Source organism: uncultured Campylobacter sp., assembly GCF_937996225.1.
Lineage (GTDB): Bacteria > Campylobacterota > Campylobacteria > Campylobacterales > Campylobacteraceae > Campylobacter_B.
Map to the genome: position 1 here is coordinate 1 of NZ_CALKTC010000060.1, position 14,761 is coordinate 14,761.

A 14,761-nucleotide genomic window follows, 5' to 3' on the forward strand; every position below is an offset into this window, starting at 1 on the left:
TGGGCAAAAAATTTCGCTGCTACATCGACGAAAACGGAAATTCCGTCACCGCAAAGCTAGACGACAAGCTAAAAGGGGCTAAAATTTTAGTTTCAAATTTCGCCGGCGACATTTTAACGCCCGTGCTAGTGGAGCTTACGGACGCAAACATTGCTAGCGGAGTGATTTTAGGCAGGGTGGTAAAGAAGATCTGATGTATAGGAAAGAATTTGACGGGCTTATCGCAAGCGGAAGGGTGCCTAATTTCGTGCTTTTGCGCGGCGGAGACGATTTTTCAAACGAGCTTTACGCGCAGCGATTGAAGCAAATTTACGCCTCGGAAAATTTTTTGAGTTTGTATTTTTTGGAGTATGATTTTGAGCAGGCGCGAAGCTTCTTGGAGCCCTCGCTTTTCGGCGGTAGCAACACGCTTCACATCAAAACCGCCTCGCTCATCAAAAAAGAGGAGTTGCGAAGGCTCATCGCGCTGTGCAAGGCGGACGCGAATAACCACCTGATCTACGAGCTAAACGATAGCGAAATTTCTGTAAGCGCGGATTTTATCAAGGAATTTGAACGAAACGAAGTGAGGTTTTTCAAACCCTCGGGCGTAAACGAAGCCATAGCGCTGCTTGCGCAAAAATGCGAGATGTGCGGGCTTTTTGCAAACACCGCCGCGCTTAGCAGGATCTACGCCATCCACAACGAAAGCCTGAGCCTAAGCGCGAGCGAGATAGAAAAATTTGCAAGTTTGGGGTTAGAGCTTAACCTGCAAAACGTAAATTTGATGGTTTATGGCCTTAGCGAAGTAAGCTACGACGAGCTTTTCGATAAAATTTTTAGCCTTTGCGACTTTCGCGTAGATTTTTACAAAATGGCTCTGGGCGGCGGATACAACGAAATGGAGCTGATAAATTATTTCTACCGCTTGATTTATAGAATTTTTCGCCTGCATGCTTACGTGAAAATAAACGGCAGATTTGATTTTAAGGCGGTTTTGGGCTATCAGCCGCCCCCTTCCGTGGCCGCACAGATGCAGCGCTACGCCACCAACTTTTCAACGCGAACATTTTATAAAATTTTCGCTCACTTAAACGATTTGGAATTTGAACTCAAAAGCGAAAAGAACGCGGCGAAGGACGAGCTTTTGCTCGCGTCGTTTTTGAGGTTGCAGCGCATGCTGCTAAGTTCGCTCGGGCAAAAAGCAAATATTAAGTGAAATTTTAGTAATATCTCTTCGCATTTTTTGCAAAATCCTTGCCCGCAGACACCGTTTGCGAGCTAAAATCCATAAGGAGAATTTATGAGAAACTACGAGGTTTTATTCATCGTTAAGCCCACGCTTACCGACGATGAAGTTAAAACAAAAGTCGATTTCGTCAAAGAAATCATAACCAAAAACGGCGGAGAGATCGCTTCCGTGATCGAAATGGGCGCTAGAAAGCTAGCCTATAAGATCGACAAATATGAGCGCGGAGTTTATTTTGTAATCTATTTTAAAGCCGAGCCGAGCTTGATCTCCGAACTTGTTAGAAATCTGCGCATCACCGAAGATATCATTAGATTTTTGACCGTCAAATATGAGACTAAGCGTGAAATTTCCGCTTGGGATAAGCTAAGCAAAGGCATCAAACTAAGCCCTGCGAAAAAAGAGCGCGAGCCAAAAGCGCCGGTAGAGCCAAAAGAGCCTGAAGAAGCAGCCAAAGAGGGCGAATAAAGGATAAAATATGTTCAATAAAGTAGTTTTGGTAGGTAATTTGACCCGAGATATCGAGCTTAGATATACGACTGCGGGCGCAGCCATAGGCAACAGCGCTATCGCCGTAACTAGAAAATTTAACGTAAACGGCGAAAAACGCGAAGAGACGTGCTTTATAGACATAGATTTTTTCGGTCGCACGGCCGAAATCGCAAATCAATACTTGCGAAAAGGCAGTAAAATTTTGATCGAAGGCCGCTTAAAGCTAGATCAGTGGCAGGATCAAAACGGACAGAACCGAAGCAAGCACTCCATTAGCGTAGATACGATGGAGATGCTAGGAAGTAATCAAGGTGGAAGCGGCGGCTATAATCAAGGCGGCAATTACGAGGGCGGCAATTATGGCGGAAGCTCCGGCGGCTACGGCGGAGGAAATTCTAGCTACAGTAATTACGGCGGCGGAAATAGCTATGCTAACAGACAAAACTCAAATTCAAGAGGCGCAAAAAACGATTACAACGCACCTAAACAAAAAGAGCAGAGTTACGAAAGCACGATTCCGGAAGTCGACGTCGATGCCGATAAATACGACGATGGCAACGACACGATCCCATTTTAATTAAGGAAAAATCATGGCAGATAAGAGAAAATATACTAGGAAGTATTGCAAATTTACGGAGGCAAAGATCGAATTCATCGATTATAAGGACACGGCGCTGCTAAAGCACTGCCTAAGCGAGCGCTTTAAGATTATGCCGCGCCGCTTAACCGGCACTAGTAAAAAATACCAAGAGATGGTAGAAAAGGCTATCAAGCGCGCGCGCCAAGCAGCCCTTATACCTTATATCGTCGATCGCAAAGACGTGGTCGTAAATCCATTCGAAAATCTTTAAATTTTAGCGGTACAAAGCCGCTAAAATTCCCCCTATTTTAAACTCTAAATTTTAAAATTTAAGCCCGCTCTTATATATATAATCCACCTATATTTTTTCAAAGGAGAAATTATGGCAGAGAATGGGCAGGCGGAATATTTGGAATGTCCTTTTTGCGGCAAAGATGACATCAAATACGGTGCGGTCGTATGTAGCGGATGTCAGGCGGAGATATCTTATAGTAGAGCATGGTTTTTGAAATTTCTAATAGGCGTGGTATGTCTTGTTTTTGGAATACGTGTCCTTATAAGAGCTGGTTTTATAATTCAAGATGTTTTTCTCATCTCTATCGGTACGATTTTGGTTTTATATTCTTTTGCGCTAGCAAGAGATCATAGCCCGGAATTTCATAGGACTATGAAACATGTCGAATAGTCTTGCATATTTTTCATCGCCCAATCGGCGGTTAAATTCTAAAACTCTCCGATTGAATTTATAATCAGAGAGTCTCGCTATTTAAATTTTTAAAGGTTGCTTATGGACTTTTTATTGGGTCTCATTATTGCGGCGGCTACTTCACTTGAAGGGCTTGCGGTAGTGATTTTAATCGCTGCCGCTATGGTTATTTTCAGTGCTTTTAATGCCACGATTGCTTTTGCCGCAGGATATATAGTATTTTGTATCGCGACCTGGTTATTATATGTAATTATTATATGCAATACGAATAATAGATTTATGATAATTACGTCTCTTGCGGTAAGTTTGACTCTGGGGTATTTAGCGGCTGATGCTGTTTATAAAAGTGAGCAGGCAAAGGATGCTGAGCGCGAAGTGCAGAAGCAACAAAATATGACGCAGCAAGATAAAGTCTATTATATCCAGCGAAGTTTGATGTTTAGCGGCTACGGCGTGACGATCGACGGTAAATGGGGCAAAAAAACTATGCAAGCGTCACAGAAATATTCGGGCTCGTCCGCAACCTCGATCGACGAACTTTATGAGGCAGTCAAGGCTAAAAAAGAGGGCAAAAGATAAAATTTAAATCGCGAGCAAAGTTTGCCTGGCTAAATTTTAAAATTTGCTAGTTTTTTTATATCTCTTATCGAGCGCGCTTTTAAATGCAACGTAGTGATTGTCAAAATTCCTTTAGGTTCGTTTGGAAGTTCAAATTTTAATATGATTTGAATGCTTTAAGGGCAGAAGGAAATCTGCTTGCATATGACGTCCAGAACTTAAATTTAGAGATTTTGCCTTAGAGGGTTTGGCGAATGACACTGTCGCCGAATGATTCTGGCTTAAATTTAATGGATTTCAGCTACAAGGCACAGCTAAATTTACGTTACTTTGTGTCTTTTCTAAAAGCATAATGCGTCAGCACTCGAGCGAGCAAAATTTTATCTCACATCGCTACGCTTTGACCTGAAGTACGCGACACATTCTAAGTCACGAAAAACTAAAATTCTTATACCTCCGAAGCTCACATCGTTTGTCAAAAGCTCGTGTCTAAATCAAAATCCATACCTCCCAAAACTTCGCTAGCTAATATTTTTAATTTTAGATTGTAAATGAGATAAATACCGAGGCGGCAATCTTTAGCGGATGAAATTTATACGTAAAAAACCGAGGTTTGGATTTACTATGAAAGTTTCAATTTCTTAAACTCGCGGCTATATTTTCTTTGCGAAATCGCGTTAAATTTAAGGCTATCTATCCTGGAAAAATTAACGGCGTATTCCTTCAAGCAAGCGAGAATGAAAGAGAAGCGGTAATTGCCATTTTCGTAAAATATCTCGCTCGTTATTATTTCCCCGGGCGCCGCATCGCATCTTTGATCCGAGCTCATAGCGCATTTTAGTTCATAATATCCATTTTGCAAATCTCCGATGTAAAATTTCAAATGCAACTTTTCATTAATTTGCTTTTTGGGTAGCAATAGCGCATCGTTGAAGTTTATGCCCGCAAAAATTCTTTCTAGCGTATGCATATTTTTATGCAGCCTAAATACGCCTCGTACCGCCGCTCTCTTAAAGCATATTCGCTATCTTTTATATTGCCCCTGATCCAATCTAAGTCAAAATATAGCACTTCAATCTCTTCGGTTTTAAATTTATCGCTGCCTGTTCGCTACAGCCCCAAGAAATTCTCATCGTTTTTGATCTTTTCGATGAGATCAAGCGTGGCATAAAATTCGTCGTAGAAATATGGCATCTCGAGCTTGAAAAATTTAAAGCTTAGCCCCTCCAGCACCTTGAGCGAGTGTTTGTTTTTAAGTAAAAATATGAAAAACACCCCGTCTTTTTCCAGCGCGTTGAGGTAGTTTATTTCGCTTATATTGGCGCGCAAGATCTCGGCGTCAAGGATGACGACGTCGGCTACGTAGATGAAGTCGTTTAGATGTCTCTTCGCGCTCTCCCAGTTGGAGTTTGGCATCACGTCGCAGCCAAGCCCACTTAAAAAATCTCTTAGCTCCTCAAAGATCGCGCGGTTTTTATGCGTGATTATGACGTTGTAGTCGTATTTTTTAGCGCTAAAGCTCTGCTGCGCGAAGCAGCTAAGCACGGCATCCATTTTGATAAAGGTTCCGCGCCCGTCGGCTCCAATACTTGGATGCGAACCGAGTGCACGCAAATGGGTCTGCGCCGAAGTAAGATACTCATCGTCCGTGCTAGCAGCGCTTTCTAGTGCACTTTTAAGCGCATAGGTACGCGGATCCTTTAGCTCGCGATCGATACCTACTCGCACGTCTAGCTTGATAGAGCTTATATTTGCTCTAAGTTCCTTGCTACTAAATTCCACGCTCACGCAGATCGGCTCGGCGATATTTTGCAGAAAAAACTCGCACGCATCAAAGACCGCGCTAGTGAGATTTAGCACCTCGCCGCCGTAGATACGCGGCAGCTGCGGCGGGAAGCTAAGATAGAGCGTGCTATCGTATTTCGTGCACTCCTCAAATAAAATTTCGCTTTGAAATTTTAAAATTTTTAAAATATCGATCTGCGCGATATCCTCGCGTCTAGGCACGACGGAATCGCTTTCTTTGGCTTTAGGCGCAGCGGAGAAAATTTTGCCGCTTACGGCGGGCTTTTTAGCAAAAAGTTTTCTTGCCGCAAAACCTGCCGTCGCAGCCAATATTGCTAGCGCGCCTAAAACCACGGCTTTCATAGCACAAGCATCCCATCGCCATAGGAGTAGAAGCGGTATCTTTGCTCCACTGCGATGCGGTAGAGCTCAAGCGTGCGCTCAAGACCGATGAAGCTCGCTACGAGCATTATCAGCGTGGATTTTGGCAGGTGAAAGTTCGTAAGCAAAAAATTCTGTCTTATCGGCGGATTGCCCGGGTGCAAAAACAGCTCGCAGATCCCGCTGCTTTGCCCGTTGCGCGCAAAATTTTCGATCGTTCTCGTCACCGTCGTACCCACGCCTAAAATTTTTCGCTCGCTTTTTAGGATTTGCGCGGTCTGCGGCGGGATGGAGTAGAGCTCGCCGTGCATCTTATGATCGCGCAGATCCGCTACTTCCACGGGCTTGAAGGTGCCCGCGCCTACGTGTAGCGTGATAAAATAAATTTCGTGGTTTTTGCGCAGATCGTTTAGCATCGCATCGTTAAAATGCAAGCTCGCGGTGGGTGCGGCGACGGCGCCTTGCTCGCGCGCGAAGATGCTTTGATACCAGCTCGCATCCTCCTTCGTATCGGCGCGCTTGATATACGGCGGAAGCGGCACATGGCCGATACGTTCGCAAATTTCAAAAACATCGTGGGTATTTAAAGCCTTGCCGCCGCGCTCAAATTGCACGATGCGAAGCCCGCCTTCCATCAGCTCGCAAACGCGCGCATTAAGATTGCTTTGAAATTTTAATTCGCTGCCTACTTTGACGCTGCCGCGAATATAGGCGCTAAATTTATTGCCTTCAAGCGGCGAGTTTAGCAGAAGCTCGATCTTGCCGCCGCTATTTTTGTGACCGAATAGGCGCGCCTTAATTACTCGCGTGTCGTTAAAAATAATATCGCAGGGCGGCAGGGCGTCCGCCAGATCGCCGAAGTGCGCGTGCGTGATCTGCTCCTTAGCGCGGTCGTAGATCAGTAGGCGCGCGCTTTGTTTGGGCATGACGGGAGCGCTTGCGATGAGCTCGCTAGGAAGCTCGTAATCGTAGCTGCCAACTAAATTTAGATCCGCCATCTCACGCCTTCGCTACGTCCGTGGAATTTTCGCTTTCGTCATCCTCAGGCTTATACGGATTTATCATTTTGGCGATGAAGATTGAGAGCAGATAAAGCGCAATTAGCGGAGTTGCGAGCATAAACTGACTAAGCACGTCCGGTGGCGTCATCACCGCTGCAAAGATGAAAATAATGACGATTGCGTAGCGGAAAAAATCGCTTAGGCTTTTGTTCGTCACAAGCCCGATCTTGGCGAGAAAAAAGGTCACCACCGGAAGCTCGAAGCTGATGCCAAATGCGACGACGAGCTTAGCGAAAAAGCCTACATATTCGCCGATTGTAGGCATCGCAGTAAATTGCTTGGCGCCAAAATTTACCAAGAAATTAAATGCGACGGGGATTACGAAAAAATAGCAAAACGCCGCGCCCAAAAAGAACATAATGCTTGCGCCGCTAACGAAGGGGATGACGTATTTTTTCTCGTTGTCGTAAAGCCCGGGCGCTATGAAAAGCCACGCCTGCCAGAAAATTATCGGCATCGCTAGAAGCAGCGAGGTGAAAAACGATACCTTCATCGCGGTAAAAAACGTTTCGCCAAGCTGGGTAAAGATGATCTCACTGCCTTTAGGAAGCACGCGCACTAGCGGGCGGGTCATAAAGCCTAAAATATCTTCCCAAAAGCCGAAGCACGCGATAAAAAGGACGATGACGGACAGAACGCAGATAACTAGGCGCTTGCGAAGCTCGGCTAGATGGGGTTTTAGCTCTTCAAACATTAAATTTCTCTCTCATTATGATTTTTGCGTATCGTTATTTTGCGCGAAATTTTGCATAGAATTTTGCGCATCGCCGTTTAAATTTGCATTCAAATTTTGCGCAGCGCTTTTCGCTTCACCGCTTGCATTGGTATTTTGTGCGGAATTTCCCGCGCCGCCATCCGTGCTCGGCATAAAATTTTTGCCTTTGTTTTCAGCGCCAGAATTCGCACTTTTGCTTTCAACGCCGGAATTTGTTGCGCTGCCGGCGGAGCCTTGCGCAGAGTTCGCGGCGCCCGAGCTTTGCGCGGAATTTCCGCCGCTCGAATTTGCTTTTAAATTTGCCGTCTCGCTTTGTTTTTGCGCCGAGACTTCCGCGGAATTTAGCGTATCTTTTACGGAGCCTTCTATGTTTTTTAGCCCCGCATTTAGCGTCTCTTTGACCGAGTCTATGCCGCCTTTTATCTCGTCGAGCTCCTCAAACGTGAGCTTTTTGCGCACGCCCTCACTTGCTTGTGTGATACTCTCTTTATATTTTTTGGCGTCCTCTTTGAGCTCGGCGATGCGAAGCTCCTGATCGAAGCTCGATTTTGCGTCGTTGATGGTTTTTTTGATGACTTTGAAGTATTTCGCGAGCTCGACTAGCACTTTCGGAAGCTTTTCGGGCCCCAGCACGATTATCGCGATGATTAAAATGACCGTAATTTCAGGCATACTGATACCAAACATAAAATTTCCTAACGTAAAAAGTGGCGTATTGTAACTAAAATTTCATTAATCTTAAATTTAGCGCCCGCGGCGGCTTTCTTGCGTGATAAAAAGCGCGATCTCGTCGGCGAGCAAAAAGTTAGGATTATAAAATTTATCTTCGCCGAATTTCAGCTTTTTTGCCCGCACGAGCAGCTGCGCGTTGCTTAGCTCCGCGGCGTTTAAAATTTGCGCCTCAAATCCCAAAACGCAGCGCAGCCCAAGAAATATGCGCTCGAGCTTTTTATCCTGCGCGCTTAGAACTTCGCGCTGTTTTTGCAGCGGATCTGCAATGTAATCTCGCAAATTTTTAGGCGAGCTAAGGCGCACCTGAGCGCTAGTCCCGACCGCAAATGCCCCAAATCCAGCGTAATCCTCGCCGCGCCAGTAGGCGAGATTGTGCTTACAGCGCAGTCCGCGCGCGGCAAAATTTGAAATTTCATACTGGCTAAAGCCGCTATCCGCCGCCAGAGCAAAGAGAAATTTAGCTAGAGCCGCGCTTTCCCTTTTGAAGCTTTCGCGCCCGAAAAAGGGCGTGTTTTCCTCAAGGCTTAGCGCATAGGCGCTTAGATGCGGCACTTCGCAGCGCGCAAGCTCATCCATTTCAAATTTTAAATTCCTTTTATCGTCAAATTTACTCGCGTAGATTAGATCTAAATTTATATTGTCAAAGCCCGCCGCTTTGGCATTTTGCACCGCCAGAAAAATCTGCGCCACACTGTGCGCGCGACCGAGGAGCTTTAGCTTGGCATCGTTGAAGCTCTGCGCGCCGAAGCTGATGCGATTTACGCCGAGCTTTCGCATCGCCCTAAGCCAAGCGAGGCTGGCGGAGTTTGGGTTGGCTTCCGAGCTGATTTCGGCTTTGGCGGCAAAATGCTGCGCGAGCAGCGCAAAAATTTCATCATAAAGTCTCGCATCTACGGCGCTTGGCGTGCCTCCGCCGATAAAAAGTGTCGAAATTTTCGCTTGCGGATTTTTCGCCAAAAAGTCGCGCACCTCAAGCGCTAGCGCGCGAAAGTAGCTTTTTACGAGGCTAAACTCATCGCTGAAAGAGCCAAAGGCGCAATACGGGCATTTGGAGGTGCAAAACGGCACGTGGATATAGATGTGCAAGGTCGGTCCTATGGGCTAAATTTATGTCACAAAATTTAGCGAATTAATTTGAAAATTTATATAAATTTTAAGCCTCTTAACGCAAATTTTAATATTTTTAGGTAGAATTTTGAGAAATTTTTTGTGAGAAAACGAGATGGAAAAAGAGAAAAATTACAGACCAAATGTCGCTGCAATCGTGCTTTCGCCATCGTATCCGTTTAACTGCGAAATTTTGATTGCGCAACGAAGCGACATCAAAGGCGCTTGGCAGTTTCCTCAAGGCGGTATTGACGACGGTGAGACGCCTACGATGGCTATTCGCAGAGAGCTCGGTGAGGAGATCGGGACAAGCAAAGTCGATATCATCGCTGAGTGCCCGAAGTGGCTCAGCTATGACTTTCCCGATGGGGTAGCTCAAAAGATGCGCCCATATGACGGGCAAATTCAAAGGTATTTTTTAGTACGATTGCGAAATTTGGCTGATCTGAACATCAATACCAAACTTCCGGAGTTCGACGCATTTAAATTCGTAGGCGCGAATGAGGTTTTAAGGCACGTCAATCACTTCAAAAAGCCGATTTACGCGACGGTTTTAAAATATTTTAAGGAGGAGGGTTACATTTAATGCTGATCGTTCAAAAATACGGCGGTACGAGCGTCGGCACGCTAGAGCGGATCGAGGCGGTTGCGCAGCGCGTGATAAAGACTAAAAACGAAGGACACGATGTCGCGGTAATCGTCTCTGCGATGAGCGGCGTTACCAATCAGCTCATCGAGCAGGCGGAATTTTTTACTAAAACTCCCGTAGGCAGAGAGATGGACGTGCTGCTAAGCTCGGGCGAGCGCGTCACGAGCGCACTTTTAGCTATCGCGCTAAACGCCAAGGGCTATGCTGCGATCGCATTTAGCGGGCGAGGTGCGGGCATCGTGACGGATAATTTTCACACCAAAGCTCGCATCGTCTCGATCGATCCAAAAAGCATGCAAGAGGCGCTAAAGCAGGGCAAAATCGTCGTCGTCGCGGGCTTTCAGGGCATCAGCACCGCAGGCGAAGTAACTACGCTCGGGCGAGGCGGAAGCGATCTTAGCGCAGTCGCCGTCGCAGGAGCGCTGAATGCCGATCTGTGCGAAATTTATACTGACGTAGACGGCGTATATACGACCGATCCGCGCATTGAGCCAAAAGCTAAAAAGCTTGATCGCATCAGCTACGACGAGATGCTTGAGCTTGCGAGCTTGGGGGCGAAGGTTTTGCAAAATCGAAGCGTTGAGCTTGCGAAAAAATTAAACGTAAATTTGGTGACGCGAAGCAGTTTTAACGATCATGAAGGAACACTCATAACAGGAGAAGAAAAGATGGAAGATGCGGTAATTAGCGGCATTGCACTGGATAAAAATCAAGCAAGAATTACGATTAGAAACGTAGAGGATCGCCCCGGCGTCGCGGCTGAAATTTTCTCCGCGCTTGCGGGCAAGGAGATCAACGTCGATATGATCGTGCAAAATATCGGACGAAACGGCGAGACGAATTTGGGCTTTACCGTGCCGCAAAACGAGCTAGAGACGGCCTATAGGGTAATGAAAGAGGTAAATCCAAATCCGAATTCCATCATCGAATCCGACGCCGATATCGTAAAGGTTTCTTTAGTGGGCGTAGGTATGAAAAGCCACAGCGGTATAGCCAGCAAGGCGTTTAAGACGCTCGCGGACGAAGGGATAAATATTCAGATGATCTCCACGAGCGAGATTAAAATTTCGATGATCGTAGAGGCCAAATACGGCGAGCTCGCCGTGCGCGCGCTGCATAAAGCCTACGATTTGGATAAATAATGCAGGATCTGCACACTTGGAGCGTCACGGCGATGCGCTCCGAGCCCGGACTTGAGTGGCTCGAGGATCGCAAGGAGGACTGGACGCCGCTTTTAGCATCAAAGCTAAAATTCCTCCACGACGGCTTTGCTTTCATCGTCATCTGCGATGATGAGCGAAGCTGGTTTAGCGAATACATCATCAAAAAGATCAACTCCTCGACCAACTCACGCCCGCTGCTGCCGTTTTTTTCGCTGCGTTCGCTTTATCGCGGCGGCGTAAATAGCCTAGAGGACGCGCTGCTGCTAAACGATATGTTAAGCCTTGCGTTTGCCAACGGCTTTATATATTTTTACATCGGCAACGGCAACCATCCGCTAGCCAAAATCGCCAAAAGCCACGAGGACAGCTATCTGTGGCTCATCGACGAGAGGCTGCAAAACAGCTTTTACATGAGCGAGAGCGATCCGAGCCTGGATCTCAAACTAATCCAGCTTTTTAAAATTTTAGACAAAAGCATCGACGCCGTGCTTTTTGACGAAGTGGTGCTTTGAAAATCATAAATCAGATCGTTTTAACGAACGATTATGAGGGCTTTAAAGATAAAATTTTAGCCGAAATTCCGCGTAAAAATTTAAGGTTTTTTGAAAGCGTCGAGCTTAAGATCGACGAGGCGCGAAAGATCATCGACGAAGCCTACGTCGCCGAGGGCGAGGATAAGATCATCGTCATCGCCGCTACAAAATTCGGCGAGGAGGCGCAAAACGCTTTGCTTAAAATTTTAGAGGAGCCGCCTAAAAACACGGTGTTTTTCCTGATCACCCCTTTCATCAACGCCCTGCTGCCCACTATCCGCTCGCGCCTGATCGTGCAAAATCTCTGCGTGCGAAAACCCAGATACCGCACCGGGTTAAATTTAACCAGACTCAGCCTAAAGGAGGCGGTGGAGTTTATCGACGCGCAGATCGCGCTGGAGCGCAAGGGCGAGCTGGATAAAACGGCGCTAAAAGCGCTCATCGGCGAGATCGCGCTGGAGTGCTTCGAAGCGGGCGTCAGGCTAAGCGGCGATGAGCTGCAGCGAATAGATCGCTTAAGCTACCTCGCCGAGCACAACGCCAAAGCCCACGCCGTGCTTACTCCGCTACTGTTGATGATCGAGGAGAAAAGATGAAAATTTATAAAATTTCAAACGAAGCTGATTTTGCGCTGATTTGCGAGCGCATCGGCGTGCGAAATGCGGGGCGGGCGATAATGCAGAAAAAATCGCGCCTAAACTTTTTCTATCTAAAAGATCTGCGAGCGCCCGCGGCGAATATTTTAAAGCAAGATGCCCTTAGTATCGGCGCCGAGCTTGTGTGCAATGAAGGAGTGGTCCTAGGGCGCGATGATACGGATGCGGTTTTGATCGCAAACGACCGTCAGATCGAGGCTTTGGCGCAAAAGGAAGCTCTGCAGGATTTTGGGCTAAAAGAGGTCGCGAAATTTCTAAGCGAGAAATTTACTAAGCCGCAAAGCTGCGAAATAATGGGTGTCGTCAATATCAATTCCGACAGCTTCAACCCCGCAAGCCGTGCGGCAAACCTAAAAGAGGCGATCTGCAAGATCGAAAAGATGATCGAGCAGGGTGCCGCTATCATCGATATTGGCGGCGTGAGCTCGCGCCCAGGTAGCCAGTACTGCGGTAGGGATGAGGAGTTTGCGCGCATAAAGGATGTGCTGAGTGAAATTTACCGCCTGCGTCTGCACGAAAAGGCTAAATTTAGCCTCGATAGCTTTGATGAGTATTGCTTGGAATTTGCGCTAGATCGGGGCTTTAGCATCATCAACGACATTAGTGCGAACCTAGCTCTTGCCCCGCTTGCGCTTCGCTACGACGCCGCTTACGTGCTGATGCACATGCAAGGAAAGCCGCAAAATATGCAGCTTGCGCCCAAATATGACGATCTAATGGGCGAAATCGATGAGTTTTTTGCGCAGAATTTGCAGCAGCTGCAAAGTGCAGGGCTTAAAAAGATTATCCTTGACGTGGGCATCGGCTTTGGCAAGACTGCCGAGCAAAATTTGGTGCTGATTAAAAATTTGCAGCATTTTTTGCACTTTGGCTGCCCGCTGCTTGTAGGCGCAAGCAGAAAGAGCGTTATCGATTTTTACAGCCCCTCTGCGGTCTCGGACAGGCTTGCAGGCTCGCTGTATCTGCACCAGATCGCGGCTTTAAATGGCGCTGCGATCATCCGCACGCACGATGTTTTCGAACACGCTCAAATGCTGCGGCTAATGCGCGCGATGGACGCTGCTGCGGTAAAATTTTAAAATTTTGTAGAATTTTCGTGAAATTTCATATTTTTCACTAAATTTTTACAAATCCGCCTTATGCGGAATTTTAAAATTCCTTAAGGAAATATTTTAATTCTTTTAAAATTTTGCGAAAGAGCTTTTGCGGAATTTTATCCACATTTCATTTTGTGCCTAAGTTTTCGTGCGCTTGCTCGTAGAAACTTATAAAAATTTATAAAATTTCGCTCGATTTATGTGGCGCGTCAAAACAGCGAAGTAAAGAGGGATAAATTCTAGCGACGATTGCACGGATTATTTGCTGCGCGAGCCGAATTATTTCATTCTCGGGCGAAACGAGCGCTTTACGTCAAAGCCCTTGCTGGCAATTTTTATATCATTTGGTATCGTGCCTGCCGGAGCGGAGGCGTCCTTTTTGGCGGATAAAAACTCGACTAAGCTTTGCCAGACGAAATCGGCGTTCAGATAAAACCCCATCGCGTTAAACTGTGGATTTATCGCTGCGGTGTGAATGTTCTGTGTGAGCTTAAAAAATACGATTGGGGCGCTCAAAATTTCATCTTTGCTTATAATTTTATCGTCGCGAACAATATTTTTTAGCGTCGTTTTGCGGTCGCCCTCTAGCGCCACGAGCTGCAAAATTTCCTCGCGCGTAGCCTGCTCGCCGACCTTGCCTAGCCACGAGATGATATGGGCGCGAAATCCATCACTAAAGCTCAAAGTTCTGTCTTCCCAATACTGCCTTCTTAGCTCCGTCTCGTCAAGCTCTAGGCTCGTGTAAATTTTACCCTGAGAGGCGAAAATATGGACTAAATTTTTGCCGATGAAAATCACGGAGTGAATCAGACGCGGCAGTTTATTTACGTCAGTTTTGCTCCAGTTTATAAATTTACCGCGGATAAAGCGGTACCCGCTAAGCTTCCTTTCAAAGACCTTTTTATCGCCCTCGTCAAGCCTCCATAGCTCGTCCACATCGACTAGAGTAGAGTTTCTGCGGTCATAGACCAAAGTCTCGTCAAGCCCGTATTTTGACACCATAAAATCGTAATTATCTTTAAATTTCGAGATAATTTTCATGTTTGTTTCCTAAAATTTTATCTTTCAAAGCTCCTGAATCGGCGCGCTTTGTACTGAAACCGAAGCAAAATTTATCATCGTAAATTCGCACTGCGAACCTCGCAAATTTTACTGCTAAATCGCCAAAAATTTATATCGCAAGCTCACGGCTCGCTCAATTTTACCGCGTGTCGGCGAAATGGTAAAACTGAACGAAAAGCGTGCGGTAAGGCAAATTTTAAATTTATTTTATGCGGCGGCGTAGAATTTTAAAATTTATTTTCCGCGATGGCGCAAA

19 protein-coding genes are annotated in these 14,761 nt (G+C 46.3%); 12 read left to right on the forward strand and 7 right to left on the reverse strand.

Going from position 1 to position 14,761, the window contains the following annotated elements:
- From Q0174_RS06935 to Q0174_RS06965, 7 genes are all read left to right on the forward strand, one after another.
- On the forward strand, positions 1 to 194 hold a 194-nt coding region (locus tag Q0174_RS06935), incomplete at its 5' end, for a hypothetical protein (protein WP_298042771.1).
- Positions 194 to 1,198 carry a DNA polymerase III subunit delta gene (locus tag Q0174_RS06940; protein WP_298042774.1) on the forward strand — a complete coding sequence of 335 codons (1,005 nt, stop codon included), beginning with the start codon at positions 194 to 196 and terminating at the stop codon, positions 1,196 to 1,198. The genes Q0174_RS06935 and Q0174_RS06940, both read left to right, overlap by 1 nt.
- 84 nt (positions 1,199 to 1,282) lie before the next feature.
- On the forward strand, positions 1,283 to 1,696 hold the full coding sequence (rpsF, locus tag Q0174_RS06945; protein ID WP_005873267.1) for a 30S ribosomal protein S6: 414 nt from the start codon (positions 1,283 to 1,285) through the stop codon (positions 1,694 to 1,696).
- A 10-nt stretch (positions 1,697 to 1,706) separates the two neighbouring features.
- A complete protein-coding gene (locus tag Q0174_RS06950) occupies positions 1,707 to 2,297 on the forward strand; it encodes a single-stranded DNA-binding protein (protein ID WP_298042776.1) in 591 nt (196 codons plus the stop codon).
- A 13-nt stretch (positions 2,298 to 2,310) separates the two neighbouring features.
- Complete coding sequence (gene rpsR, locus Q0174_RS06955; protein ID WP_295151385.1) at positions 2,311 to 2,571, forward strand: 30S ribosomal protein S18; 261 nt, start codon at positions 2,311 to 2,313, stop codon at positions 2,569 to 2,571.
- A gap of 111 nt (positions 2,572 to 2,682) precedes the next feature.
- Positions 2,683 to 2,985, forward strand: a complete 303-nt coding sequence (locus Q0174_RS06960; RefSeq protein WP_298042779.1) for a hypothetical protein — start codon at positions 2,683 to 2,685, stop codon at positions 2,983 to 2,985.
- Positions 2,986 to 3,087: 102 nt separating this feature from the next.
- Complete coding sequence (locus Q0174_RS06965; protein WP_298042782.1) at positions 3,088 to 3,585, forward strand: hypothetical protein; 498 nt, start codon at positions 3,088 to 3,090, stop codon at positions 3,583 to 3,585.
- 601 nt (positions 3,586 to 4,186) lie between these two features.
- Here the strand turns inward: Q0174_RS06965 and Q0174_RS06970 are convergent.
- The 6 genes from Q0174_RS06970 to hemW form a co-directional block, all read right to left on the reverse strand.
- Entirely contained in the window at positions 4,187 to 4,534 is a 348-nt protein-coding gene (locus Q0174_RS06970) for a hypothetical protein (protein ID WP_298042784.1), read from the reverse strand.
- Positions 4,535 to 4,674: 140 nt separating this feature from the next.
- Entirely contained in the window at positions 4,675 to 5,712 is a 1,038-nt protein-coding gene (locus tag Q0174_RS06975; protein WP_298042787.1) for a hypothetical protein, read from the reverse strand.
- A complete protein-coding gene (queA, locus tag Q0174_RS06980) occupies positions 5,709 to 6,728 on the reverse strand; it encodes a tRNA preQ1(34) S-adenosylmethionine ribosyltransferase-isomerase QueA (protein WP_298042789.1) in 1,020 nt (339 codons plus the stop codon). The genes Q0174_RS06975 and queA overlap by 4 nt, the downstream gene beginning before the upstream one ends.
- A 1-nt stretch (position 6,729) precedes the next feature.
- Positions 6,730 to 7,485, reverse strand: a complete 756-nt coding sequence (gene tatC, locus Q0174_RS06985; RefSeq protein ID WP_298042791.1) for a twin-arginine translocase subunit TatC — start codon at positions 7,483 to 7,485, stop codon at positions 6,730 to 6,732.
- 15 nt (positions 7,486 to 7,500) lie between these two features.
- Entirely contained in the window at positions 7,501 to 8,193 is a 693-nt protein-coding gene (tatB, locus tag Q0174_RS06990) for a Sec-independent protein translocase protein TatB (RefSeq protein WP_298042793.1), read from the reverse strand.
- 57 nt (positions 8,194 to 8,250) lie between these two features.
- Positions 8,251 to 9,324 (reverse strand): radical SAM family heme chaperone HemW, encoded by a 1,074-nt coding sequence (gene hemW / locus Q0174_RS06995; RefSeq protein WP_298042795.1) that lies wholly within the window; start codon positions 9,322 to 9,324, stop codon positions 8,251 to 8,253.
- 136 nt (positions 9,325 to 9,460) lie between these two features.
- Here hemW and Q0174_RS07000 point away from each other — a divergent pair, with 136 nt between their 5' ends.
- The 5 genes from Q0174_RS07000 to folP are packed head-to-tail and all read left to right on the forward strand — an operon-like array spanning position 9,461 to position 13,425.
- Positions 9,461 to 9,931, forward strand: coding sequence for an RNA pyrophosphohydrolase (locus tag Q0174_RS07000; protein WP_298042798.1), 471 nt, complete (start codon positions 9,461 to 9,463; stop codon positions 9,929 to 9,931).
- A complete protein-coding gene (locus Q0174_RS07005) occupies positions 9,931 to 11,136 on the forward strand; it encodes an aspartate kinase (RefSeq protein WP_298042800.1) in 1,206 nt (401 codons plus the stop codon). Before Q0174_RS07000 ends, Q0174_RS07005 begins: the two co-directional genes overlap by 1 nt.
- Entirely contained in the window at positions 11,136 to 11,669 is a 534-nt protein-coding gene (locus tag Q0174_RS07010) for a HobA family DNA replication regulator (RefSeq protein WP_005873254.1), read from the forward strand. Before Q0174_RS07005 ends, Q0174_RS07010 begins: the two co-directional genes overlap by 1 nt.
- Complete coding sequence (locus tag Q0174_RS07015) at positions 11,666 to 12,286, forward strand: DNA polymerase III subunit delta' (RefSeq protein WP_298042802.1); 621 nt, start codon at positions 11,666 to 11,668, stop codon at positions 12,284 to 12,286. The genes Q0174_RS07010 and Q0174_RS07015 overlap by 4 nt, the downstream gene beginning before the upstream one ends.
- Positions 12,283 to 13,425, forward strand: coding sequence for a dihydropteroate synthase (gene folP / locus Q0174_RS07020; RefSeq protein WP_298042804.1), 1,143 nt, complete (start codon positions 12,283 to 12,285; stop codon positions 13,423 to 13,425). Before Q0174_RS07015 ends, folP begins: the two co-directional genes overlap by 4 nt.
- A gap of 297 nt (positions 13,426 to 13,722) precedes the next feature.
- Here the strand turns inward: folP and Q0174_RS07025 are convergent, their stop codons facing one another.
- Complete coding sequence (locus tag Q0174_RS07025; protein ID WP_298042806.1) at positions 13,723 to 14,484, reverse strand: hypothetical protein; 762 nt, start codon at positions 14,482 to 14,484, stop codon at positions 13,723 to 13,725.
- Positions 14,485 to 14,761 lie beyond the last annotated feature (277 nt).

What these genes read in the sequence shown, in the direction of transcription:
- Q0174_RS06940 (WP_298042774.1), top strand. Translation starts at nt 194, where the DNA reads ATGTATAGGAAAGAATTTGACGGGCTTATCGCAAGCGGAAGGGTGCCT.
- rpsF (WP_005873267.1), top strand. Translation starts at nt 1,283, where the DNA reads ATGAGAAACTACGAGGTTTTATTCATCGTTAAGCCCACGCTTACCGAC.
- Q0174_RS06950 (WP_298042776.1), top strand. Translation starts at nt 1,707, where the DNA reads ATGTTCAATAAAGTAGTTTTGGTAGGTAATTTGACCCGAGATATCGAG.
- rpsR (WP_295151385.1), top strand. Translation starts at nt 2,311, where the DNA reads ATGGCAGATAAGAGAAAATATACTAGGAAGTATTGCAAATTTACGGAG.
- Q0174_RS06960 (WP_298042779.1), top strand. Translation starts at nt 2,683, where the DNA reads ATGGCAGAGAATGGGCAGGCGGAATATTTGGAATGTCCTTTTTGCGGC.
- Q0174_RS06965 (WP_298042782.1), top strand. Translation starts at nt 3,088, where the DNA reads ATGGACTTTTTATTGGGTCTCATTATTGCGGCGGCTACTTCACTTGAA.
- Q0174_RS06970 (WP_298042784.1), bottom strand. Translation starts at nt 4,534, where the DNA reads ATGCATACGCTAGAAAGAATTTTTGCGGGCATAAACTTCAACGATGCG.
- Q0174_RS06975 (WP_298042787.1), bottom strand. Translation starts at nt 5,712, where the DNA reads ATGAAAGCCGTGGTTTTAGGCGCGCTAGCAATATTGGCTGCGACGGCA.
- queA (WP_298042789.1), bottom strand. Translation starts at nt 6,728, where the DNA reads ATGGCGGATCTAAATTTAGTTGGCAGCTACGATTACGAGCTTCCTAGC.
- tatC (WP_298042791.1), bottom strand. Translation starts at nt 7,485, where the DNA reads ATGTTTGAAGAGCTAAAACCCCATCTAGCCGAGCTTCGCAAGCGCCTA.
- tatB (WP_298042793.1), bottom strand. Translation starts at nt 8,193, where the DNA reads ATGTTTGGTATCAGTATGCCTGAAATTACGGTCATTTTAATCATCGCG.
- Q0174_RS07000 (WP_298042798.1), top strand. Translation starts at nt 9,461, where the DNA reads ATGGAAAAAGAGAAAAATTACAGACCAAATGTCGCTGCAATCGTGCTT.
- Q0174_RS07005 (WP_298042800.1), top strand. Translation starts at nt 9,931, where the DNA reads ATGCTGATCGTTCAAAAATACGGCGGTACGAGCGTCGGCACGCTAGAG.
- Q0174_RS07010 (WP_005873254.1), top strand. Translation starts at nt 11,136, where the DNA reads ATGCAGGATCTGCACACTTGGAGCGTCACGGCGATGCGCTCCGAGCCC.
- folP (WP_298042804.1), top strand. Translation starts at nt 12,283, where the DNA reads ATGAAAATTTATAAAATTTCAAACGAAGCTGATTTTGCGCTGATTTGC.
- Q0174_RS07025 (WP_298042806.1), bottom strand. Translation starts at nt 14,484, where the DNA reads ATGAAAATTATCTCGAAATTTAAAGATAATTACGATTTTATGGTGTCA.